The 20,930-nt window shown below is 44.1% G+C and carries 23 protein-coding genes; 4 read left to right on the forward strand and 19 right to left on the reverse strand.

Annotation, left to right across the window (positions count from 1 at the left end; all coding sequences use genetic code 11):
- From QMA41_RS20140 to QMA41_RS20200, 13 genes are all read right to left on the reverse strand, one after another.
- Positions 1–969, reverse strand: coding sequence for a type II secretion system F family protein (locus QMA41_RS20140; protein ID WP_021455740.1), 969 nt, complete (start codon positions 967–969; stop codon positions 1–3).
- Between the two features lie 11 nt (positions 970–980).
- Positions 981–2,459 carry a CpaF family protein gene (locus tag QMA41_RS20145; protein ID WP_021455739.1) on the reverse strand — a complete coding sequence of 493 codons (1,479 nt, stop codon included), beginning with the start codon at positions 2,457–2,459 and terminating at the stop codon, positions 981–983.
- A 31-nt stretch (positions 2,460–2,490) separates the two neighbouring features.
- On the reverse strand, positions 2,491–3,714 hold the full coding sequence (locus QMA41_RS20150) for an AAA family ATPase (RefSeq protein ID WP_165579428.1): 1,224 nt from the start codon (positions 3,712–3,714) through the stop codon (positions 2,491–2,493).
- A gap of 11 nt (positions 3,715–3,725) precedes the next feature.
- Positions 3,726–4,211, reverse strand: a complete 486-nt coding sequence (locus QMA41_RS20155) for a TadE/TadG family type IV pilus assembly protein (RefSeq protein ID WP_045986138.1) — start codon at positions 4,209–4,211, stop codon at positions 3,726–3,728.
- On the reverse strand, positions 4,208–4,651 hold the full coding sequence (locus tag QMA41_RS20160; RefSeq protein ID WP_085058122.1) for a TadE/TadG family type IV pilus assembly protein: 444 nt from the start codon (positions 4,649–4,651) through the stop codon (positions 4,208–4,210). Before QMA41_RS20160 ends, QMA41_RS20155 begins: the two co-directional genes overlap by 4 nt.
- Complete coding sequence (locus QMA41_RS20165; RefSeq protein ID WP_031342483.1) at positions 4,648–5,877, reverse strand: Tad domain-containing protein; 1,230 nt, start codon at positions 5,875–5,877, stop codon at positions 4,648–4,650. The genes QMA41_RS20160 and QMA41_RS20165 overlap by 4 nt, the downstream gene beginning before the upstream one ends.
- A 17-nt stretch (positions 5,878–5,894) precedes the next feature.
- Positions 5,895–6,164, reverse strand: a complete 270-nt coding sequence (locus QMA41_RS20170) for a hypothetical protein (RefSeq protein WP_019274092.1) — start codon at positions 6,162–6,164, stop codon at positions 5,895–5,897.
- 11 nt (positions 6,165–6,175) lie between these two features.
- A complete protein-coding gene (locus QMA41_RS20175; protein ID WP_095664587.1) occupies positions 6,176–7,639 on the reverse strand; it encodes a type II and III secretion system protein family protein in 1,464 nt (487 codons plus the stop codon).
- A gap of 8 nt (positions 7,640–7,647) precedes the next feature.
- The gene (gene cpaB, locus QMA41_RS20180) at positions 7,648–8,391 is read right to left on the reverse strand and encodes a Flp pilus assembly protein CpaB (RefSeq protein WP_019274090.1); all 744 of its coding nucleotides are present in this window, start codon (positions 8,389–8,391) and stop codon (positions 7,648–7,650) included.
- On the reverse strand, positions 8,388–9,734 hold the full coding sequence (locus QMA41_RS20185) for an AAA family ATPase (RefSeq protein WP_281630450.1): 1,347 nt from the start codon (positions 9,732–9,734) through the stop codon (positions 8,388–8,390). Before QMA41_RS20185 ends, cpaB begins: the two co-directional genes overlap by 4 nt.
- Positions 9,735–9,749: 15 nt before the next feature.
- Positions 9,750–10,274 (reverse strand): A24 family peptidase, encoded by a 525-nt coding sequence (locus QMA41_RS20190; protein WP_281630451.1) that lies wholly within the window; start codon positions 10,272–10,274, stop codon positions 9,750–9,752.
- A gap of 26 nt (positions 10,275–10,300) precedes the next feature.
- The gene (locus QMA41_RS20195; protein ID WP_021455729.1) at positions 10,301–10,453 is read right to left on the reverse strand and encodes a hypothetical protein; all 153 of its coding nucleotides are present in this window, start codon (positions 10,451–10,453) and stop codon (positions 10,301–10,303) included.
- A gap of 91 nt (positions 10,454–10,544) precedes the next feature.
- Positions 10,545–10,709, reverse strand: coding sequence for a hypothetical protein (locus QMA41_RS20200; RefSeq protein ID WP_021455728.1), 165 nt, complete (start codon positions 10,707–10,709; stop codon positions 10,545–10,547).
- A 502-nt stretch (positions 10,710–11,211) separates the two neighbouring features.
- Here QMA41_RS20200 and QMA41_RS20205 point away from each other — a divergent pair.
- The 3 genes from QMA41_RS20205 to QMA41_RS20215 all read left to right on the forward strand — a co-directional run bounded on the left by QMA41_RS20205 (position 11,212) and on the right by QMA41_RS20215 (position 14,782).
- On the forward strand, positions 11,212–11,949 hold the full coding sequence (locus tag QMA41_RS20205) for an AraC family transcriptional regulator (RefSeq protein ID WP_281630452.1): 738 nt from the start codon (positions 11,212–11,214) through the stop codon (positions 11,947–11,949).
- Between the two features lie 136 nt (positions 11,950–12,085).
- Positions 12,086–13,771, forward strand: a complete 1,686-nt coding sequence (locus QMA41_RS20210) for an AMP-binding protein (protein WP_281630453.1) — start codon at positions 12,086–12,088, stop codon at positions 13,769–13,771.
- 102 nt (positions 13,772–13,873) lie between these two features.
- Entirely contained in the window at positions 13,874–14,782 is a 909-nt protein-coding gene (locus QMA41_RS20215) for a LysR substrate-binding domain-containing protein (RefSeq protein ID WP_281630454.1), read from the forward strand.
- Here QMA41_RS20215 and QMA41_RS20220 read toward each other — a convergent pair.
- Entirely contained in the window at positions 14,779–14,985 is a 207-nt protein-coding gene (locus QMA41_RS20220) for a DUF1127 domain-containing protein (RefSeq protein ID WP_095664583.1), read from the reverse strand. The two genes, QMA41_RS20215 and QMA41_RS20220, sit on opposite strands and share 4 nt — an antisense overlap.
- 98 nt (positions 14,986–15,083) lie before the next feature.
- On the opposite strand from QMA41_RS20220, the gene QMA41_RS20225 reads away from it, so the two are divergent.
- The gene (locus QMA41_RS20225; RefSeq protein ID WP_281630455.1) at positions 15,084–16,016 is read left to right on the forward strand and encodes a LysR substrate-binding domain-containing protein; all 933 of its coding nucleotides are present in this window, start codon (positions 15,084–15,086) and stop codon (positions 16,014–16,016) included.
- 88 nt (positions 16,017–16,104) lie between these two features.
- On the opposite strand, the gene fusA is transcribed toward QMA41_RS20225, so the two are convergent.
- From fusA to fdx, 5 genes are all read right to left on the reverse strand, one after another.
- Positions 16,105–18,192, reverse strand: a complete 2,088-nt coding sequence (gene fusA, locus QMA41_RS20230) for an elongation factor G (RefSeq protein WP_019274079.1) — start codon at positions 18,190–18,192, stop codon at positions 16,105–16,107.
- 227 nt (positions 18,193–18,419) lie between these two features.
- Positions 18,420–18,848, reverse strand: coding sequence for a nucleoside-diphosphate kinase (ndk, locus tag QMA41_RS20235; RefSeq protein ID WP_006959823.1), 429 nt, complete (start codon positions 18,846–18,848; stop codon positions 18,420–18,422).
- A 58-nt stretch (positions 18,849–18,906) separates the two neighbouring features.
- A complete protein-coding gene (gene pepB, locus QMA41_RS20240; protein ID WP_281630456.1) occupies positions 18,907–20,205 on the reverse strand; it encodes an aminopeptidase PepB in 1,299 nt (432 codons plus the stop codon).
- A gap of 162 nt (positions 20,206–20,367) precedes the next feature.
- The gene (gene iscX / locus QMA41_RS20245) at positions 20,368–20,562 is read right to left on the reverse strand and encodes a Fe-S cluster assembly protein IscX (RefSeq protein WP_006959825.1); all 195 of its coding nucleotides are present in this window, start codon (positions 20,560–20,562) and stop codon (positions 20,368–20,370) included.
- Between the two features lie 23 nt (positions 20,563–20,585).
- The gene (fdx, locus tag QMA41_RS20250) at positions 20,586–20,924 is read right to left on the reverse strand and encodes an ISC system 2Fe-2S type ferredoxin (RefSeq protein WP_006959826.1); all 339 of its coding nucleotides are present in this window, start codon (positions 20,922–20,924) and stop codon (positions 20,586–20,588) included.
- Between the last annotated feature and the right edge of the window lie 6 nt (positions 20,925–20,930).

A 20,930-nucleotide genomic window follows, 5' to 3' on the forward strand; every position in this document is an offset into this window, starting at 1 on the left:
CTACACCTCAAAATTAATGATGTTGCGGATCCACAAAGAACCAATAAACAAACTAACGACACCACCACTCACCAAAGTCATTCCTCTTGGATCGGTGTATAACGGCTCGACATACCCAGGGTTAATAAAGCTAAGGAACAAAAACAGCACAAAAGGAGATAACACTAGAATCCAGGCAGACAAACGACTCTCAGCCGACAATGTTTTGATTTTTCGCTGTAGCTTGAACCTTGATCGTAACACTTTCGATACTTTTTCGAGGTTTTCCGACAGGTTCCCCCCAGTCTCCTTCTGCAATAGCACCGCACTGGAAAATGCCAGCATTGAGACCGTTGGAGTCCGCTCTGCCATCTGCATGATCGCCATACGCATGTCATAACCGTAATTAAGAAGGTTAAAGGTATTCTTAAACTCAATACCAATCGGAGCAGGCATCTCTGTCCCTACTTCATTGAACGCTTGCGTTACAGGCTGACCTGCTTGAAGCATGCGCCTCATAATATCCAATGCTTCAGGAAGCTGTTCCTCAAACGCAGAGAGCCGATCCGAAATTTTCTTATTGAGCCAAAAGTAGAGACATACCCAGACACCCACAATTGATGCTGCACCAACATAGATTGGCTGACCAATTAATAAGACAATGAAAAAAGCACAAACAGACAAAATAGACGTCACCATCAGAGTCTGAGTTAAACTCCAGTCATAGCCTGAAAGCTCGATCATTTTCTTTAGCGATGAAAACACCTCTATCTTGACGAGCTTTCTATCCAGTGGCGTCAAACTCTTCAAGTAGTGTTCTTGGAGTAAAGAACGAGCTTCTTCGTCTAACTTAGACTGGGACTCTCTCAGTCGATCAGAAAGTTCCTTATGCTTCGCCTTGCTACCCGCAGCTGGGAGAATCAGTGCCTGCGATATGAATACAACCGCAAAGAATAATAGTATGAAAAATAGCGTGGCATCCTGCTGCATGACTCCCCTCCTTATGAGTAAGACTCATTAAAAATATCAAATGGCAAATGCATCCCTTTTTTAGCCAATTGGTCATGGCATTGAGGGACGACCCCAGTCGCAGTAAAGTGACCAATGACGTTGCCTTCTTCGTCCATTCCTTTTCGCTGGAATTTGAATATTTCGGACATGGTAATGATCTCGCCTTCCATGCCGTTTATCTCACAAATACTCACCATACGACGCTTACCATCTTCCTGACGCTCCATTTGAACGACAAGATGAATCGCAGAAGCAATCTGGGACCTAAGGTTTTTGGCCGACATGTTCCAGCCCGCCATCGCAAACATATTCTCAACCCGCGAAAGAGCATCGCGTGGTGTATTGGCGTGAATAGTTGCCAAAGAGCCATCGTGCCCCGTATTCATTGCCGCCAACATATCAACCGCTTCAGCGCCCCTAACCTCACCAAGCACGATTCTGTCTGGTCGCATACGTAAGGAGTTTTTCACCAAATCTCGCTGGGTGATTTCACCTTTACCTTCAAGGTTGGCAGGTCGAGTTTCTAAACGCACCACGTGTGGCTGTTGAAGTTGAAGTTCAGCGGAGTCTTCTATGGTGACAATGCGATCATCAGATGGAATAAAGTTAGAAAAGATATTCAGTGTTGTGGTTTTCCCTGAACCGGTACCGCCAGAAATCAGCACATTCATCGCCCCCCGAACTGCGGCTTCCACAAACTTTGCCATTTCCGGTGATAAGGAATTGAAGTTCAGGAGATTGTCCATATTGAGCTTTTCAACCGCAAAGCGACGTATAGACACCGATGAGCCATCGAGAGCTAAAGGAGGAATAATGGCATTAACACGAGAGCCGTCGATTAAACGCGCATCCACCATTGGTGAGGCTTCATCGATGCGTCGACCAACTTGGCTAACCACTCGGTCGATGATGTTTCTTAGATGACGTTCATCAAGAAAGGTATAGGGTGTCAGCTCAAGCTTACCTCTGCGCTCGACAAACACATGCTTTGGCCCATTAACCAAGATATCAGAAACAGTAGGGTCATTGAGCAGTGGCTCCAACGGGCCGAGACCAAACACCTCATCTTCGATTTGCTGTATTACCCGTTTACGGCCTTCAGCACTTAAAGCGTGGGTCTGATCGTCTGCCATCAGTTGCACGATAGCATCATGTAGCTCTTTTCTCGCCCGATCTTTTTCTAGGCTTGCCAACAGTCCCAAGTCGAGAGTTTCAAGCAATCTCTGATGGTAATAATGCTTAACGGCTAGTTCTTGCTCTAATTGCTTCTTCGCTTCTTCAACCGCATGCTCTTTAGCCTCGGCTTCCAACTTTCGTCTTTCTTGAAAGGTTTCAGTTGCTTCCGTACTTACCTGAACGTCTAAAGTAACCGTAGGGGTCAAATCTTGTTGCTGTGGTTTTTGCTGTTCTTCTGCTTCGGCAACTTTTTGCTGTAGTTCTGGGTTTATATTTTTCCTTTTAAAAAACATGAAAAATCCCTTTATTTATGCAGACTGCCAACTATGAGAAGATTTTTTTTAACCAACCTTTTTTGACTTCCTGGTCGGGTAATAGAGAATTGGCAAGTTTTCTGACAGACTTAGCAATTGAGCTACCTTTCTTGGACTGAATATAAGGTCTACCTAAATTGGCACTTTCAATTGCTACCTTAAACTCATTGGGAATGGTGTGTACTGCAATATTTCCTACCGTATCCTGTACATCTTTGAGTTTGATTGATTGGCGTTTTTCGTAACGATTCACCACAACTTCCATCTGCTCTTTAGCAACACCAAATTCGAAAGTAAGCAGTTTTAATATTTGAGTGGTATTTTTAATCGCCACTAGGTTTTGCTGAGTAATTAAAAATATCTTTGTTGCCGGGGATATTACCGATGAAAACAATCGATCTAATCCACGAGATAAGTCAACGATAACGTAAGGATAGCGCTCCCTCAGCAAAGGAATTAGTTTGTTCATATGGTGAGCTTTATCAAAGTTATCGTGGCTATTTTCTCTTTTAAAGCCAATGATGTGCAGCCCTGAATCATGTTTAGTCACTAAGCTACCTAGCGATACATCATCCAAATCAGCAACATTGGCTATAGCGTCCGCTAAACCATATGTACTACTCACATTCAGGTAGTCTTCAATCACTCCAAACTGCATATCCAAATCGAGGAGCAAGACTTCCTCTGGATGGCTTTTCGCGATTGTAATCGCCGTATTGAGAGCAATCATAGATGCACCAGCTCCACCTTTGGTGTTCATAAACACCAGTAATTCTCCCAAATGGCGGTTAGCGACTTTCTCTTCAGCAATATTCTTTAATAGAGGAACCAACTCTTCAAGCGTTGCTTTGTCTGACATAAAGTCAGCAGCCCCAATACGCAACGCAATTTTGAGCGCCCCATTATCACTTTCATTACCGAAGACAATCAGTGAGGCATCATGATTACCATCATGAGTCTCAGGTGCTTCAAACTGCTGCAGCTCAACAATTTTCTGTGCCCAGTTAGGCCCAGTTTCAACAAAAATAAGATCAGGTGGAGAAAAATGAGCAAGGTTCCCCACCACTAACCCATGGAACGAGATCATTTCGAAGCTAATGCTTTGGCACTTTGAAAGCTCATGGCTAATGTGCAGATGAAAAGCATCAGACGAATAGAATACCCAAACTGTTAAGCTCGTTTTTAATCTGATAGGACTTTCCCCATTTGGAGTTAGCTTAACCGCCTCTCCCATATATTTTTCTCCTAGCAATCCGTGCTATTGGCTGGATTTGTCGGCGTCTCTCGATGGTGTCCCAAATTTTCTCTGGGACGAGTCGTTTCAAATTCAGGGACGGCCAATAATCCCGTTAAGCTGACAAAGCTAAGTAAGCCTGTAAATTGGTAATCAAAATCAACAACTCTCGCCCTTACATATTCAATTGTAGAAAACACATCGTCATCTGTCAGAGTTCCCGTAACAACATTTCCTGAAGCATCAAGATACTCCACGGTTAAATTAGCTGCCGTAAAACCAACTGGCGCGTTATCAGACAACGCGAGTCCTGGTATGTCGTTTTGGTCTTCCACGCGGCATACAACGGCGAGACGTGCCGCGACGCGTGTCATATCATTTACCACTTGCAGCGAATACACATAGCGTCCTACTTCAATCACACCAAAGATGATGAGCAACAACGTGGTCGACACTAGGGTAAATTCAATGATCGTGACCCCTTTTTGCATCTTCATGGCGCTGTCCTCATCGTTGCAGACGCATTGAGGGGAACACTAAAGTTAATTGATGAACTAAAACCAGAAATAAGCGGGGTGTAGGTATGGTTTATTGTGATCGTTACATATCCGCTGGAATGGTTAACCGACACATCTGAAGCGCTGATTCCAGACATTAGCGACGTTGAACCTGAGCCTGTATGGCCATAAACAACCATATTCTTGATCTCATCAACATCTGCAATTTGATCATAAGTTGCTGTGCCTGTAACCCCAGCCGTCGCGTAACGAATACCGCTCTGCGCCATTTTATTTAGCGTTGCATATTGGATGAATGCGTTCCCAAACTCTGTGATGGACATTAAAACCATCATCAAGACGGGGACGGCGACAAGCATCTCAACCGCTGCTAAACCTTTTTGAGTTCGATGCCTTAGAGAGATAGTTGGATACATCATGATTCCTCCCCACTAGGATCTTTGTACAACACAATGAGATAAGGTCCATCACTACTGGAGTTCTGACCTGGATTCCCTCCTCTAGCGGAACAATCATCAATGTATTCACCAAATACAGGTTGCTTACTACCATTACTGGATGGTGCCTCTTGAAGCATGAAAAAGCACCCAAGTGCGGTAACCGTAAATGATGTTGTCCCTCCACTCGCAGTAGAACAGTCAACGATTGGAACAGCTAAAATTCTTCTATCATGTTGGCCTCCCGATGCAATTCGACAATCGGAATCCCCCGTGCAATCGGGTAAAGCATCTTGGTAATCATCGTAGCCCCAAGGCGTTCCTCCAGCACCACTGGTATCGCTGTAGGTAATATTACCGCTGTTGTCCATAGTTGCAGGGCTTGATGGCTCTCTAACATACACATCGGGCGGGTATTCACTGGAAGAAACGCCTCCACCACTATATATACCCAAGCGCGTATTCAAGCCTTGCCCAACAGGCCCCACAGAGTTACCCGGCTTGGTTGTCACAGTATCACCAATGCCAACGCTACCCGCATATTCACCAGCTAACCCTTCTCGTACTGTGCTGGCACCAGAACCAAAATCTAAAAGTTGGTAGTTACCACTCCCCATAGAACTGAGATTTTGGTCGGCTAACTTGAGGGCATACAAATCTCCCGGTGTATAACCCGCCGAACCTCCATCATCTCCTTCACATACAGCCATAGGTACGACATTCACAGCAGAAGCTCCTGGGCTTGGGCCTGCGACCGCACTAGCCCCTAGCTGCTTATTGACTCCAAAAATACCAGCAAAGAAGTTATCTAGTGGGTAAGAGCTTACGGTGACTCGAACATAAGTATCCAAGTTAGCGTCGTAGCTTGCCTGAGGGAAAATACTGGGGTCATTGGAATATTCAATGGACACACTAGCAGACGAAAAATCCATCTCATCATTACCTGTCGCACCAGCCATATTGCTCAATGTGGTATTGGCCGCAGATGTGGCATCTGCATTTGTCCCTTCACTATCCATAACAATTGCCGCAGCCAGCGCCGCCGCATCAACACTATTTTGCAATCGTGTTTTGTTCAGAATTGCGTGGTTTACGTCTATTGACAAGGCTGCGATACCCATCAGAGAGAGCATCGCAACAGTGACCATGACTAATACTAAGCCTTTTTGCCGGTTTGGCGTTCCCCGACATCGCCTTGCCAAATTCATAGTGGTTTCCTTAAGGGCTATTTACTCTGCCCTTCTTCAACAAATTGACTTTCGGTCCCTTCCAGATCCATATCCTGTTTACCGGTATAAACCTGATAAGCCCCTTCCATTCGCTCACCACTGCCCGTTGGAATGACACCCAAGTTATCTCGGGTGGCATTCAAATTATAAGTCTGCTCAGTTTTAAGTTTCGCTACATGAGCACCTAGTCTTTCAGCGTTATTCACACAACCCAAGAGCAATAGTGATGAGCAAAAAACGCTAATGATTAATAGATTATTATTCATGCTAATCGTCCCTATAAGCTGTGACCAAATGTGCCTTCTGTCCCACCCTTAGAGTGGTCAATAAAGCTTTCATCTTTTACTTGCTGGGTCTGATGAGAGCCATCCGGGGCAATGTATGCGCCACGGCCTAGCAAGTAATATTCAAAGTCATTTGGCTCAACGAAGGAGTCTGTTGGCAGTGAAACTTTGTTTCTATCCACAGGCCTTGCCAATCTTGGAGTCACTAAAATAACCAGCTCAGTTTCACCTGAGATATATTCTTGACTATTAAACATTTGTCCTAAGATTGGGATATCACTAAAGCCTGGCATTTCTCCCACAATATCCCTTACGTTTTCGCTAATTAGGCCTGCGATACCAATAGTTTGGCCATCGGCTAGCTCTAGCGTCGAAGATGCACTTCGTCTTGTAATAGGAGGGATAACATAGGTCGTATTCGTCAGATCAGGACTAAGCGTTAATGAAGATGTATTGGCAATTTCACTGACATCGATTGCCAGGTTGAGGTTGATTTTCTTGTCGCTTAATACCGTTGGAATAAATTTCAAACCCACACCGTATTCTTTGTACTCAATAGTGATCCCATCATCATCCGGCACTGGGATAGGAAACTCACCACCAGCCAGAAACTCTGCTTTTGCACCGCTTAGTGCCGTCAAGTTAGGTTCTGCCAGAACTTTCGCTGAACCGTTTTGCTTAGCAATATCTAAAGCAAATGAGAACAAGGTATTGCTATCGATGAAAGAGCCAAGCAAGCCTGTATTCTCAATGGTTGGCGAATTGAAGACCGGAGAAACCGCGGTGGTTGTAGTAGGTAACGAGCCACCAGCAGAGGTGCCTCCCCATGAAAAGTCACCGCTCTGTTGTAGAAAGTGGAAGTTCGCATCAAACTTTCTGACCAAACTTCTTTGTACTTCAGCGACGGTCACTTCCAGCATCACTTGCTGAGCACCACCAATCGTCATTAAATTTATGACGCCCGTTTTCTCAACTTGCTGACTCAGCGAAATGGTCTGCTTATCTGCCTCTTCACCAGCGGCATAGGTTTCTGCAACCCTTAACGCAATATTCATTGCCGCCTGATTGCTGATTTGACCGCTTAAAATAAGACGATTCTGAGCACTGTGTACTTTGATCTCTTCATCCGGTAAGAACTCAAATAACTTCGCTTTTAAGCTATTGAGATCATGGGTGACCTCAATGTTGATCGATTCAATCAACCGTCCGCGGCTATCCCAAGCCATGAGGTTTGTTGAACCTAGCTTTTTACCGATTAAGAAAACTTCATTGGATTTAAGCATCACAATATCCAGCACTTCTGGATCACCCAAAGAAACTCGCTTAGCTTTACCAGCTAAAGTCACATGAGTGGATTTATGATGAGGAACCCGTACCGCTTTACTGGATTGGGTTGCCGCATAGGTACCAGCTGCACTAAAACACAATAATGAGATTAGAATTATTAGATTTCGCATGGTTCACCTCAGTCCTTAACTCTGATGTTGCGAGATTCGGTGCCTTTGATAATGGTGACACTAGGTGCAACGTAGCGTTTGACGACTTTTTCTTCTTCATGAGGATTACGTAGAGCAAGCTGAATTTCACCTTTGCTCTGAGCAGATAACAACTTCTCTGCTTCTCTAGGAGACACTTCCAACGTCACAGCACGAACGATAATCGGCTTGTTCTCTTTTGTTTTTGCCGTTTGGTCTACAGCCAATACTTTGATTTCTTTAAGAACTGTCACCGTAGAGGCTGATGTTGAGCTGTATTTGATCGTGTTGAGTACATCGACTTTGTTGCCAGGCAAAAGAAACCCAGCCACACCAATAACATCATTCACTCGTATGGTAACCGCACGTTTATTCTCTGGGATCAAAGACGCTAACGTGGATCCTTCCCCAGGTATCGCCAAACGATGGATTGTCACTATTTCTCCAGGGTAAATGGTCGTTGCCACCACTTGGCCCACTAGGTCTTCTGCATTAGAAAACTGAAATTCATCGCGCCATGCTTTTTCAAGCAGCTTAGTAGTAATGTGCTGCTCTTCAATGACACTTCCCGCTAGGATTTCCTGGGTAGTCACTATCACGGGTTCTCTTTCAACTACCTCAACTTCTGTTTGAGGCTGCATTTGTCTGTCCATCCATTGTTTAGCGAAAAATACGGCACCTAAACCAAATGCAATAGAGAGTAAAAAAAGTAAGATCACCTGATTCCGACTCATCGAGCACCTCCTCCCTTGCCATCAGCTGTGAAATACACTTCCCACGCGCGGCTTACTATTTCAGGGGAGATAACTGGCTCAACTTCTTCAAAAATGATGATATCTCGGCTGATACCGACTATGTCCTTGGGCAAACAAGGATAAAAGCCCACGTTATGCTGACGATGTAAGTCAAATAATGTGTCAAAGCACCCATCCGCTATGGAGAGGTCTTTCGATTTAGAAATGATTCCCCACAATTCTCTGTATTCATTTTCTAGTAGCGGCCCAAATTGAATCTTGTAGCCCAAACGGCGTAAAAATGCGGGGTCACTGATCTTTTCCGGATCTAAGTTCGTAGAGAATGCGAGGGTAAGGATAAATGGAATACTGATTTGCTGGCCATTTGGAAGATTTAAGTAGTCATAGAAATACTCCATTGGAACAATCCAGCGATTAAGCAATGTATCGACTGGCATGGGTTGGCGACCTAAGTCATCGATAATGAAAATGCCGTTGTTGGCCATCATTTGAAGCGGAGCCATCCACACCTTGTTGTGTTCACTGTGGTTGACCTCCAGCATGTCCATGGTCAGTTCACCACCCACCTGAATACTTGGCCTCTCACACAATGCCCAACGACGGTCGAAATGCTCTTTAAACGTAATGGAATGAAGTTCATCACTGCGAACGCGTTTGTGATGTTGAGGCGAGAACACTTTTATGATGTTACCCGCGGCAAACACTGAGTAGGGAACATAGATAGATGTGTTTAACGAGTTTAGAATTTTAGTCGCGACAAAAGTTTTGCCCGAACCTGCACTCCCGTACAAAAGTAGCGCTCGACCTGAGTTAATCGCGGGACCTAATACTCCAACCATTCGATGAGCGCCAAGCACATCAGATAATGCGTATTCAACATCATCCCGGTTTACCATTTGCGCTCTCACATCCTGAGCGGTAACCATTTCACTGTAAGCATTGAGAGATACAGGCACAGGCCCAAGGTAAGCATCTTTAATGAAAGCTGTATCAGCCTCTTGCATACCCGACTCTGATAGGCCATAACGAACGTGACCACTGGATTGAACGGAAAAGGAACTTGAAGCAGCTTGAAACACTTCGACTAATGATTTTGCTCTCAAGCCAGCGATGATATCTTCAATCAGATGGCTATTTATACACAGGAGTTTTGTAAGCTGGAGAATATCTGATTTTGGGTAGGCAGCAATGTGTTTGATAACAAGGTTTTCGACCACAGCTTTGGGTATACCCAAATCATCGAAAGTGGTTGGGACCGGAGGCTCCGGAGCTTGCGGAGTAAGCTCAGTTCTATGTCGTATTTGAGACGTCACCTGAACCATAATGACTCCTTGTCATTAATTCAAAAAATAAAAGTAAAGCGCAATCCCTAACACAACGACTGGTGCAAACGGCATCCTATAGTGATCACTCATCTTTCTTTTCGGTGAATCGCCAGCTAATTTCGCTTCAGATTCTCCATACATGGCCAGAAGGGAGTACTTGTTAAACAGTGCTTTAGCTTTTTCCGGGGACTCTGCCACTCTCAATAAAGCATAGAAAATACCAACTATTACGCTTGAAACTGCAATCCAAAATATAGCTTGCGTAATATGCTCAGTGCCTAACCAGAAACCAATAACACCCAAAAGTTTTACATCCCCTGGAGCCATCACTTTTAAAAAGTAAAGAAGTAGCGCACAAATAAAGCAAGTAATACCAGTTATAAATGACCAAAATAGAAGGGAAAAATCTTGAATAATAAAAACAATATTAATAAAAACCAGAACGACAACAGCTAATAACAAAGTATTAGGAATACGATGTTCTTTGGCATCGGAGACGGCTACAGCAAACAACACAGTCCATATAAGTAAGTTCATTTAACCGCTCCTTGCGTCCTAATTCACTAACTAAATATAGATGCAAATTCAGTTGTCAGTATTCCTCTAAAAGCAACAAATAAACCTGCAAAACCCACCACAATCAGGCCTGCACCTACAACATACTCCACAACAGTAAGGCCTTCTTCATCATCTAAAAAACGTTTTATACTTATCACGATGCCAATCTCCTTCGACAAACGCACAAATGACCCACGGCCACTGCCATGGGTCTGAATTATTACCTAAGCTGAAGTTAGCCATCAAAGATTAACTAAATATAGAGCCTAGCTGAGTAGTAAGTGTGCTACTAAAGGTAGTAAAAATACCTGTTAGACCTGCTACTAAAAGTCCAGCACCGACAACGTATTCAACTACTGTTAAACCTTCTTCATCCTTAAGAAATGCTTTGATATTAGTTAGTACTTTATTCATAACGTGTCTCCTTTCTGAAAGTACATTAAGCTGTCTCGCTTAACCTTTAATTTAGATATTTCATCAGATAACAGTTAGGATTTTTTTAACCATCTTTGGTACTTTTTTGCCATATGTTTGCTTAAATAAAGGAATAAAAATGAAATAAAAATAATACTTAGGTCATAATTTAGATTTATTACCCTAATTTAAAACACAAAGAAAAAACTCATAATATACTGTTTTGTAAAAATAAATATTTTCCAGTAATAATCTCTTTCGAGGTCCGGTGAATTATTTTTTTCTTGTATCATTTTTGATACTTGACAAGATATAACCAACACAAAAAGGAGATCCTGATCCCAACAAAACTTAAGAATAATTACTAACAACTCAATAACGTATGCAAATTGACAGTAATTTAGGGATAAAAATTGATAGAAAAGTAGTAGTTGAGATTACTCGCCTCTCACCTAACCTTATTAATAGAGCACTAGAACAATGACTTAGGAATGCGCTTTCAGTGGATGTGTTACATAAAGGATATTGGCTAGGCCAATCAATAAGTTACGTTGATAAAGATACGGTGAGAGATCTGGAGAGGTATTTTCATCTTCTTGACTATGGCTATGATGTTTCCGTGTTGAGTGAATCTGATATCGATTTCTGCTTTTTTTTCTACGAAGAAAACTTTGACTCCCTATTTCTGACCACAGCCAAGATCTGTCAGAACTTACACAAGCATCTCGTCCTGCTCTATCGAGAGCATTTAGACCCAGAAGTTGAAGAACTAGACGTTGTGTTCTCAACGCTTGATCTTAACGGTAAGTCGGCGAAGCTCTGGGCAGAAGAGCTAAGCAAGCAGGTTTACTACCAGTTCAATAAGCACCAAGAGATCTTAGAGATCCATAAACTTCCAGCTATCTCTGAGCAGAAAGAGATCAGTAAGGATCTAGTCGAAATTCTTAGGTACATAGACAAAAACCTTTCGCGAACTATTCGTGAAGAAGATATCGCCGAGTACTGCCATTACTCTGTCACATATTTTTCTAGATTTTTTCATAAATCGATAGGCGTCAGTTTTAGAGACTACCTCACACTAAAAAGAATAAACCTTGCTAAGCAATTACTTAGCGAACAAAGAAAAGACAAAATTTCCTTTATTGCCTTCCAGTGTGGGTACAATGACGTATCCTATTTTTCTCGCATCTTTAAGAAAAAAACGGGCTTCAGTCCGGCCATCTACCGCCAGCTACATTAGTTTTCACATCACGGTCACAAGTTCCTGTTGAACTACCCTCTAATACTTCCCTCTTTTTCACCCCGCGTGCTAAAGTTAACAAGCTGTTAACAATATAAAAAATACCATAACTTTGCCAATAACATGGAGTTAGAAAATGATTCAGCCTAACGAGTTAAGCAAAACGACTTGTGCTCTCCCACCACCAAATGAAATGATCCTTCGCTGGGCAGAGGAACGCCCAAATGAAGTGTATCTAAAACAAATTATTAACCGTCAATTCGTCGAGTTCACCTATGCAGAAGTTGCTGACAAAGCACTAAAGCTGGTGTCTGCCTTACAAGAGTTAGGTATACAGCCTCGCGATAAAGTGGCTCTGGTCTCGAAAAACTGTGCTGAATGGTTCATTTGCGACTTGGCAATGATGCTGGGCGATTTTGTCAGCGTCCCCATCTTCCCAACAGCGGGTGCCGACACCATTGAGTACTGCGTCACTCATAGTGAAAGTAAAGCGCTAATTGGCGGTAAGCTTGACGATGCTGCTGCAACTCAGCAAGTACTGGATGCAATGCCAAATCTAATCAGCATTTCGCTTCCATACGATACAGCACCGAAATGTCAGCACAGCTTTAACGACTTAATTGCTAAATCTCAGCCAAGCAATGCTCATCCTGAACACTACGATGATAAGTTAATGTCGCTGGTGTACACATCAGGTACATCCGGCTTACCAAAAGGCGCGATGCTCACCTATGGCGCATTTAGCTGGTCAGTGCAGCAACTGATCGATCATATCGGCATTCAGGAAAATGACCGTTTGTTCTCTTATTTGCCGCTGGCGCATATCACTGAGCGCGTGTACATCTTTGGTTCTTCCATCATGGGTGGAGTCCCGACTGCATTCCCTGAATCCCTTGATACTTTCATCGAAGACGTCAAAATGCACCGCCCTACACTGTTTATCTCGGTGCCGCGCCTTTGGACCTTATTCCAGCAACGCATTCAAGACAAACTACCGCAGAAGAAACTCAATATCCTGCTCAAGATTCCTTTTGTTAACTCCTTGATTAAGAAGAAACTCGCTGACGGTCTTGGACTGGATCAGGCTCGCGTTTTGGGCTGTGGTTCTGCTCCCGTCTCTCCAGCCTTGCTTAACTGGTACCATAGCGTTGGCCTCAACATCACTGAAGCCTGGGGAATGACCGAGTCATTCGCATACAGTACCCTCAACTACCCATTCAGAGCAGATAAAATTGGCTCAGTCGGTAATGCAGGCCCAGGGATCGAGCTTAAAATCGCAGAAGATGAAGAGATCATGGTTCGTGGCAAAGGTCTGTTTTCTGGATACTACAAAAACGATATTGCTACTCAAGAGTCATTTGATTCCGAGGGCTGGTTACACACTGGGGATATCGGCTTTATCGACGCAGATGGTTACTTAACCATTCAGGGGCGTAAAAAGGACACCTTCAAAACAGCCAAAGGTAAATTCGTTGCACCTGTACCAATTGAGAAAAAGCTATTTGAATACAGCCGTGTAGAAATGATGTGTCTGATCGGCCTAGGTCTCCCGGCTCCTATCCTATTGGTAGTCCCTCACGACTTCCCTAACTTCGATCGTGCGCGATATGAAAGAACCACGAAGAAGGTAGTAGAAAGAATGAATGCAGAGTTAGAGTCTCATGAACAGATTAAAGGGGTTCTGATGATCAAAGACCCTTGGAGTATTGAAAATGGCATCCTCACTCCAACTTTGAAAATCAAACGTCATGTCCTTGAGCAAAAATACCACGACGTGGGTCATAACTGGCCGAAGGGTCAACTCGTCGTCTGGGAAGACTAAAAATCTATAGGTAAAAGGAGAGCGAGAGCTCTCCTTTTTTGCTTTTTTATCAATTGAGATTATGATGCTTAGCCATAAGGGAGCTTAACGAAAGGAATTATTATGGATGCAAGGTTGCATCATCTACCAGGTCTACGTTATTTCGAAGTGGCCGCTAGACTGAATAGCTATAGCCGCGCAGCAGAAGAGCTATTTATCAGTCAAGCTGCGGTTAGCCAAAAAATACGTCAATTGGAAGATGGACTAGGCTGCAAACTCTTTGTCCGTGACGGGCGAGAAATGCGCTTGACTGAACAAGGCAAAATACTCTTCAAGCACGTATCTCATGGTTTCGAACATATCATCACAGGGTTAAATCAGATCCAAAGTGAACCCATAGAAGGCTTACTATGCGTTAATTCAACGCCTTCTTTTGCTTCCCGATGGTTACTACCTAGGCTGTGGAAGTTTTCCACTCAGCACCCGAACATTCCGATTCGCATCCTTACCAGTTGTGATGCACCAAATCTAAAACAAGGTGATGCGGACCTCGCTATCTGGCAAGGCGAGCAACTCGACATAGAAAGCAACAAATCCTTCCACAAAGAGTTTTTATTTGAAGAAACGATTTATCCGTTTTGCTCTCCTCACCTTGCTAAGTCCATTAATTTAAAAAAGCCATCTCAACTCCAAGCATGCTGGTTAATTCACTATGAATCAGGAGGCTATCCATGGGAATCATGGTTCGCCCAAGCAGGGGTCAGCATGAGCCAGAACTCCGTTCGTTGGATGGAAGTCAGCACTTTTGATCATGCGATGAAAGCAGTGATGTCTGGCCATGGAGCCTGTCTTGCTTCTGACTCTCTCGCCAGTGATTACGTTGAACGAGGCCTGTTAGTCAAACCTTTTGATATTGGCATGACACCGGGTATCCAGTTCAACGTTTTCTATAGTGAAGATTCTCCGCGTAAAAAACGTATCCAAGCGTTTGTTAACTGGCTACAGAGTGAAATCAGTGAGCAACAGAGCTAGTCATCCCAAAATGTTCGACGGGATTCGTGTTCAGCTTCTTTATACTCAACACCAATATCACGCAGCATGTGTTCAGACAGTTGATTCAGCTGGCGTCGAGTACGGTAATTTTGTCGCCACCTTTTGATCTTAGTTAAGAATTTCTGGCTTAAAGAAAGACGACCATCGTTCGAGCACGTTGGAGATTTCGCAGTAGTTTCCATAACTTCACCTTGTTTTTATTAAGATTTGACTTAATAATCGGACAATATCGCATCACTCTCAAACGATGGAATTTGACCTTTAGTTAAGGAAAACTTAAGTGAAAGATCGCCTCCCTCCTTTACAAGGACTGTATTACTTTTACACAGCAGCACAATTAGGTAGCTTTAAGAAAGCCGCTGAACATTTGTTTGTCACTGCCGCTGCAATCAGCCAACAAATACGTCAGCTAGAAGAGTTTCTGGGCGTAGAACTCTTTGTGCGCCAGCACCGAAAAGTGCAGCTTACTGCGGAAGGCGAGATTCTTTATCAGCAAGCACGAAAAGGCTTTGAACACATTCAGGATGGCGTTCGACAAATCAATTCGGACCCTAACCCAAACTTATTGTCTATTTCGACACTGCCTTCTTTTGCTCAACACTGGCTTGTACCGAGAATCGGTCATTTCAGAGCTCTACACCCAGAACAAGAACTCATGATTGAACCCACCAGCGAACTGGTGGACTTTCAACGATCTAACCTTGATCTATGCATTCGTTATGGGCCGGGAAATTACCCGAATCTAACATCCAAACTCATGCTTGAAGAGCTGCTCTACCCTGTATGCCACCCAATCTACCAAGAAAGGCATGGTATTTATGATCTTAGTGACTTAACGGGCGCTGATTTGATCGAAGATTATTGGCGAGACCTCGATTGGGGAATATGGCTACAAAACGTTGGTCATAAGACCTCGAAACCGACGTTAAAATACAACGGTTCGCATTTTGTTCTGGAAGGGGCACTAGCCGTACAAGGAGTGGCTTTAGCCAAGCATACCCTGGCTCAGAGATACATTGAAGAAGGCAAATTAGTCCGCATAGGGAGCCTAGCTCAAAGAACAGATTACAACTATTTCCTTTGTGCCCCTAGTGCCTATTTTAAGCGAGAGAAAATCCGACAATTCTGTGATTGGATTTTCAGCCAAGTCGAAGAGTGTCAGAAAGAGCACCCTAGTGATTTGGAGATCATTGATACTCGCAGCCCTAGGTGAGAGAACACAAAAATGGAGCCCCCATAAAGAAAAAGCCCCTGAAGCTTTCACTTCAGAGGCTTTAAAGCTATCTAGCTAACGTAAAGAATTACTTCTTCTCGTTACGCTCTTTAACTTCTGCGATTACTTGCTCAGCAACGTTTGCTGGACATGGTGCGTATTGACCGAACTCCATAGAGAACTGACCACGACCAGAAGTGATAGTACGTAGGTGACCGATGTAACCAAACATTTCTGATAGAGGAACGTCAGCTTTAATACGAACGCCTGTAGTACCAGCTTGTTGGTCTTTGATCATACCACGACGACGGTTAAGGTCACCGATTACGTCACCAACGTTGTCTTCTGGAGTGAATACGTCAACGTTCATGATTGGCTCAAGAAGTTGTGCACCCGCTTTAGGCATAGACTGACGGAATGCGCCTTTAGCAGCGATTTCGTAAGCGATAGCTGAAGAGTCAACTGCGTGGAAACCACCGTCGAATAGTTCAACTTCAACGTCTAGAGTTGGGAAGCCAGCTAGAACACCAGTTTCCATCATAGATGCGAAACCTTTCTCAACTGCAGGCCAGAATTCTTTAGGTACGTTACCACCAACAACTGTTGAAGAGAACGTGAAGCCAGAGTTTGGCTCACCTGGGCGGATACGGTAGTCGATCTTACCGAACTGACCAGAACCACCAGACTGCTTCTTGTGCGTGTAGCTATCTTCAACTGCTTGAGTGATAGTTTCACGGTAAGCTACCTGTGGAGCACCTACTTCTAGCTCAACGCCGTAAGTACGCTTAAGGATGTCTACCTTAATGTCTAGGTGAAGTTCACCCATACCTTTCAGGATAGTTTCGCCAGACTCTTCGTCAGTCTCAACCTGGAATGATGGATCTTCTGCAACCATCTTACCGATAGCAATACCCATCTTCTCTGAACCGCCTTTGTCTTTTGGCGTTACAGCAATAGAGATTACTGGTTCTGGGAAGATCATAGCTTCAAGAGTACATTCGTGCTTAGGATCACATAGAGTGTGACCAGTTTGAACGTTCTTCATACCAACGATAGCGATGATGTCACCAGCTTGCGCTTCAGTAAGTTCGTTACGCTCATCAGCTTGCATCTCACACATACGGCCGATACGCTCAGTCTTACCAGTTGCTGAGTTAAGGATAGTGTCACCCTTCTTCAGACGGCCAGAGTAGATACGTACGAATGTTAGAGCACCAAAACGGTCATCCATGATCTTGAATGCTAGCGCTTTTAGAGGCTCATCTGGAGATACAGTAGCAACTTCGCCAGTTGGCTCACCAGTTTCTGGATCTGTTAGAGGCTGAGGATCAACTTCTGCTGGAGCTGGTAGGTAATCTACAACAGCGTCAAGGATAAGTTGCATACCTTTGTTCTTGAACGCAGAACCACAGAACGTTGGGAAGAACGCTAGGTCACGAGTACCTTTACGGATACAAGCTTTTAGTTGCTCGATAGATGGCTCTTCGCCTTCCATGTAAGCTTCCATTAGGTCGTCGTCTTGCTCTACAGCAGTTTCAACTAGCTCTTCACGGTACTGTTCTACATCATCAACCATGTCAGCAGGGATGTCTTGAACTTCGTAGTTCTCTGGTAGACCAGTTTCGTCCCAAACGTAAGCTTTACGGTTTAGTACGTCTACAACACCAACGAAATCGTCTTCACGACCGATTGGCAGAGTCATTACTAGTGGGTTTGCACCAAGAACGTTCTTAACCTGGTCAACAACGTTGAAGAAGTCTGCACCCATACGGTCTAGTTTGTTTACGAAGATCAGACGAGCAACTTCTGAATCGTTCGCGTAGCGCCAGTTAGTTTCTGACTGAGGCTCAACACCACCAGAACCACAGAATACACCGATACCACCGTCAAGAACTTTAAGTGAACGGTATACTTCTACTGTAAAGTCAACGTGTCCCGGAGTATCGATAACGTTTAGGCGGTGGCCATTCCACTCACAAGTTACGGCAGCAGACTGGATTGTGATACCACGCTCAGCTTCCTGCTCCATGAAGTCAGTTGTAGACTCACCGTCGTGTACTTCACCAGTTTTGTGGATTTTACCAGTAAGCTTTAGAATACGCTCAGTGGTGGTAGTTTTACCCGCATCAACGTGCGCGAAAATACCAATGTTTCTGTACTTTGATAAATCTGCCATTGTCTTACTCTGTTTATAAGGTATAAATTGCGCGCAGAGTATATCACAATCTGTCAAGACTGATAGCTTTGCGTGCATATGTGAATAAAAAAAACTTTTCTCACCAATACTAGCAGTAAATGGTGAGCTTTCTTGGTCAATTCAACCCGCGTACCTAACCTTCTTTAGAACAAAAAGTGCTGCGTATATAACCTTACGCAGCACATCAAGTTAGGGCTAGATTTTAATTAGGTGCGTGGGCAAATCTCTGCCTGTGGGAAAAAGAACTCAATCTCACGAGCCGCTGATTCAGGACTGTCTGAACCATGTACTGAATTGTGGCGCATGCTCAATGCGTAATCTGCGCGAATCGTACCACATGCCGCTTCTTCAGGGTTGGTTTTACCCATTAGCTCACGGTAACGCGAAATAGCGTCCTCACCTTCAAGTACCTGAACCATGATAGGTCCAGAAGTCATGAATTCTTTCAGAGCAGGGAAGAAAGGCTTGCCTTCATGCTCTGCATAGAAACCACTCGCCTGCTCTTCAGTTAACTGCACCATTTTCGCAGCGATAATCTGAAGGCCCGCTTTTTCAATACGGTGATAGATTTCACCAATCAGATTACGTTCTACTGCATCGGGCTTGATGATAGAAAAAGTTCTTTCTAGAGCCATAGGGTATCCTTTTATTTTCTTTGTTTTGTTTCAAGAGATCATTCAAGACCTCTTAGAATTATTTGTTTGCTTGCTGAATCAGTAAACCAGCTAGGGTTCGCACACCAACGCCAGTCGCGCCTGCAGCCCATTTATCCGTTACTGATTTACGGTACGTGGCAGCACAGTCGAAATGCAACCAACCTTTTTTGTAGTCTTCAACAAAGTAAGACAAGAAAGCAGCTGCCGTGCTGGCACCTGGAGAATAGTCACCACTGCTGATGTTAGATAGGTCAGCAAAATTCGATGGCAACATACCACGGTGGAAGTCTGCCAACGGCAGAGGCCATAGGCCTTCTTTCTCTTCTTTTGCTACGGATAGCGCCTGCTGAGAAAGCTCTTCGTCAAAACTCATTAATGCGTGGTAGTCATTGCCCAGTGCGTTTTTCGCAGCGCCAGTCAGTGTTGCACAATCAATGATCAACTCAGGGTTTTGCTCACTGGCATAAAGTAAACCATCAGCTAGAACTAGGCGACCTTCCGCGTCGGTATTCAAGATCTCGACCGTTGTACCGTTCTTATAGGTAATAACATCCCCCAGCTTCAGCGCTCGGCCTGAAATCATGTTTTCAGCACAGCAAAGAATCAGTTTCACACGTTTGTTCAGGCCACGCATAATTGCCAGACCTAAACCACCAGTGATCGTACCTGAACCGCCCATATCGGCTTTCATTGCTGCCATAAAACCTGAAGGTTTGATGCTATAACCACCAGAATCAAATGTGATACCCTTACCTACAAGACACGCCCAAACCGGTGCGTTCTCATCACCTGTTGGGTTGTAATCAAGTTGCAGCATCGCTGAAGTGCGCTCAGAACCACGTCCTACCGCAAAAATGCCTTCCCAGCCTTCGGCTAGCAGGTCTTTATCTTTCACAATGCGTGCTTTTACTGTGCCTTCTGGAGCAACCGACTTGATAAACTCAGCAGCCATTGTCGCCAGTTGTCGAGGCGCTACTTCTTCGGCAGGTTTATTAATAATATCGCGGGTAAATTCAGTCGCTTTAATGCGTGCTTCTAGCTCAGCCTGAGCAGCTTCAACTAATTCTGGTAACGCTAAAGTGTTTTTCTTTTTAGGTCCACGGTAACCTTGGTGGAATGCCCAAACACTTTCTAAATCCCAGCCTGCACCTTCAAGAGAAACAGACGCGACACCTTGAGAATCCAGCTTACGAGCCGCACGCTGAACGGCGCCAAGATCATGACCTTCTCCAAGGTGGATCGTTGCGCTGCTTTCAGAAAATGAAAGAATGGCTTTTTCACCCCAATGCGGAGCGGCGGCTTCTTGACTCAAAAATACTGACATCTGTGTAGACATGGTTTCTCCTTGTCTTTTAATTAGCGCTGTCTACGCCATTTAGCTTAACGTTCGGATGTTAGCATTTTGTAGGGTTAAAATGTCAATTTGATAAAAAAACGGGCACTAAGGCCCGTTATTTTTAGTAAAATTTGTTAACTAGAAAGACTTTTCCGGTCAGTTCTAATCCATTTCATCCATCCAGCACAGAATCACGGCCTCAAGAATTTTTTCATTCGAACGGTTAGGTTCGTCTTCAAAATCTTCCAGCTCTAGAATCCACTGATGAAGATCGGTGAAACGTACTGTCTTTGGATCCACTTCTGGGAATTTGTCACAAAGCTCAATCGCAATGTCTCGTGAGTCTGTCCATTTCATGATTACACTTCCTATATGAGAGATTAGTGATCTTCTGACGCGTGATTCAATGTGTACTTAGGAATCTCGACCACCAAGTCTTCGTCGGTAACTTTAGCCTGACAACCCAATCGTGATTCAGGCTCTAAGCCCCATGCTTTATCCAGCATGTCGTCTTCCAACTCGTCACTCTCTTCCAAAGAGTCAAAGCCTTCACGAACCACAATGTGACAGGTAGTACACGCACATGATTTTTCACACGCATGCTCGATACCGATACCATTTTTCAGCGCCACGTCCAGTACAGTTTCACCAGTATCTGCTTCTAGTACCGCACCTTCTGGGCATAAATCTTCGTGTGGTAATACTATAATCTTAGGCATAACTTC

The organism is Vibrio sp. St2, assembly GCF_947311885.1.
In the GTDB taxonomy this organism is placed as follows: Bacteria; Pseudomonadota; Gammaproteobacteria; order Enterobacterales; family Vibrionaceae; genus Vibrio; species Vibrio coralliilyticus.

Excerpts from the sequence above, each read along its gene's own strand:
- QMA41_RS20140 (WP_021455740.1), bottom strand. The coding sequence starts at position 969 with ATGCAGCAGGATGCCACGCTATTTTTCATACTATTATTCTTTGCGGTT.
- QMA41_RS20145 (WP_021455739.1), bottom strand. The coding sequence starts at position 2,459 with ATGTTTTTTAAAAGGAAAAATATAAACCCAGAACTACAGCAAAAAGTT.
- QMA41_RS20150 (WP_165579428.1), bottom strand. The coding sequence starts at position 3,714 with ATGGGAGAGGCGGTTAAGCTAACTCCAAATGGGGAAAGTCCTATCAGA.
- QMA41_RS20155 (WP_045986138.1), bottom strand. The coding sequence starts at position 4,211 with ATGAAGATGCAAAAAGGGGTCACGATCATTGAATTTACCCTAGTGTCG.
- QMA41_RS20160 (WP_085058122.1), bottom strand. The coding sequence starts at position 4,651 with ATGATGTATCCAACTATCTCTCTAAGGCATCGAACTCAAAAAGGTTTA.
- QMA41_RS20165 (WP_031342483.1), bottom strand. The coding sequence starts at position 5,877 with ATGAATTTGGCAAGGCGATGTCGGGGAACGCCAAACCGGCAAAAAGGC.
- QMA41_RS20170 (WP_019274092.1), bottom strand. The coding sequence starts at position 6,164 with ATGAATAATAATCTATTAATCATTAGCGTTTTTTGCTCATCACTATTG.
- QMA41_RS20175 (WP_095664587.1), bottom strand. The coding sequence starts at position 7,639 with ATGCGAAATCTAATAATTCTAATCTCATTATTGTGTTTTAGTGCAGCT.
- cpaB (WP_019274090.1), bottom strand. The coding sequence starts at position 8,391 with ATGAGTCGGAATCAGGTGATCTTACTTTTTTTACTCTCTATTGCATTT.
- QMA41_RS20185 (WP_281630450.1), bottom strand. The coding sequence starts at position 9,734 with ATGGTTCAGGTGACGTCTCAAATACGACATAGAACTGAGCTTACTCCG.
- QMA41_RS20190 (WP_281630451.1), bottom strand. The coding sequence starts at position 10,274 with ATGAACTTACTTATATGGACTGTGTTGTTTGCTGTAGCCGTCTCCGAT.
- QMA41_RS20200 (WP_021455728.1), bottom strand. The coding sequence starts at position 10,709 with ATGAATAAAGTACTAACTAATATCAAAGCATTTCTTAAGGATGAAGAA.
- QMA41_RS20210 (WP_281630453.1), top strand. The coding sequence starts at position 12,086 with ATGATTCAGCCTAACGAGTTAAGCAAAACGACTTGTGCTCTCCCACCA.
- QMA41_RS20215 (WP_281630454.1), top strand. The coding sequence starts at position 13,874 with ATGGATGCAAGGTTGCATCATCTACCAGGTCTACGTTATTTCGAAGTG.
- QMA41_RS20220 (WP_095664583.1), bottom strand. The coding sequence starts at position 14,985 with ATGGAAACTACTGCGAAATCTCCAACGTGCTCGAACGATGGTCGTCTT.
- fusA (WP_019274079.1), bottom strand. The coding sequence starts at position 18,192 with ATGGCAGATTTATCAAAGTACAGAAACATTGGTATTTTCGCGCACGTT.
- ndk (WP_006959823.1), bottom strand. The coding sequence starts at position 18,848 with ATGGCTCTAGAAAGAACTTTTTCTATCATCAAGCCCGATGCAGTAGAA.
- pepB (WP_281630456.1), bottom strand. The coding sequence starts at position 20,205 with ATGTCTACACAGATGTCAGTATTTTTGAGTCAAGAAGCCGCCGCTCCG.
- iscX (WP_006959825.1), bottom strand. The coding sequence starts at position 20,562 with ATGAAATGGACAGACTCACGAGACATTGCGATTGAGCTTTGTGACAAA.
- fdx (WP_006959826.1), bottom strand. The coding sequence starts at position 20,924 with ATGCCTAAGATTATAGTATTACCACACGAAGATTTATGCCCAGAAGGT.